This is a genomic window from Halomonas sp., from assembly GCF_041689495.1.
GTDB lineage: Bacteria > Pseudomonadota > Gammaproteobacteria > Pseudomonadales > Halomonadaceae > Halomonas.
This window is the reverse complement of sequence record NZ_JBDNGD010000373.1, coordinates 1-1,177: the sequence shown is the minus strand read 5'-3', so window position 1 is coordinate 1,177 and position 1,177 is coordinate 1. Positions and strand designations below refer to the sequence as shown.

Genomic DNA, 1,177 nt, shown 5'->3' with positions numbered 1-1,177 from the left:
TAACCCGAAGGTCATCGGTTCAAATCCGGTCCCCGCTACCAAGATTTAAAGAGGCAGGCCAGTAGCTTACTGACCTGCCTCTTTTTCGTTGCCTGAAAGAAGGATGGATTGTGACACTTCTGTGCTGCCCCAAGCGCCAGGCCGTGAATGTAGTCCTGTGGTCCCTGGCGCCATGGAAAGCTTCATGCAGCGCGCTTTGGGCAACGGAAGGGAGGTCGATCCGTTCAAGCGACCAGGGAAGCAATCTCGGTCAGTGCTGAGCCGAGTCGTGTTCAACCCTATACTAGGTCTGTCTGATGGCGCATTCTTGTTCAAACCTGCCCGTGCGCCAGATCGTGGACCAGCAAATCGCACGCCAACTTGGGGATGCCTCGACGTCGAACATACCCGAAAACCCAGGGCTATCCACATGACTATGACAAGGAGAGATCATGGCATCGACTATCAAGGCCACCCGCTGGCCCCTGTGCATTGCGCTCGTGGCTGCATTGTCCGCACCAGCCATGGCTACCGACACCCCTGAGCCAGGCCGCATCCATGTGAGCGGCACCGGGGAGGTCGACGTGGCCCCCGACAAGGCGACTCTTACCGCCCAGTTGTGGGAGCAGACCGCCTTCGTGAACGTCGAGAACCCCGAAGAGCTCAAGCCGGACGACATGCTCAAGGCTCGCCAGGCGCTCGAGGAGCGAGTGCGCAATGTGATCCTTACGCTGGAGGAGATCAACATCGAGTCTCGTCACATCAAGGCCGGCAGCCTCACCATCGGGCAGACGCAGACCTACAAGCGGCTCGAAAACGGTCAGCATCAGAGCATGATAGCCACCCGGGTCGAGCGCCCGATCGAAGTCACCCTCCTAGACCTTGAGCAGGTCCCTGAGGTGCTGAACACTCTGACTGAGCAAGGGGTGAATTACCTGAGCGGCGTCAGTTATGGCGTTCAGGACATGGACGCTGCCCGTCGCGAGGCACTGGCCGAGGCCATCGACAACGCTCGCCTGGAGGCCGAAGTGATGGCGTCTGGCCTGGGCGTGGAGATCGGCCGTGTCCTGGAGGTGTCCCGCGGACAGGTGAGCCTCCCCCAACCGCCCCAGTCGTATGCGATGGCACGCGCCAGCATGGCGGAATCCGCCGACGCACAAGCAGACCAGAAGGCCGAGTACCGCGCCGGCGAAACCTC

General features: G+C 60.7%; 1 protein-coding gene. It reads left to right on the top strand.

The features are described from left to right. Nucleotides 1–431: 431 nt before the first annotated feature. A partial coding sequence (locus tag ACESMD_RS11660) for an SIMPL domain-containing protein (RefSeq protein ID WP_372613318.1) occupies nucleotides 432–1,177 on the top strand: 746 nt, incomplete at its 3' end.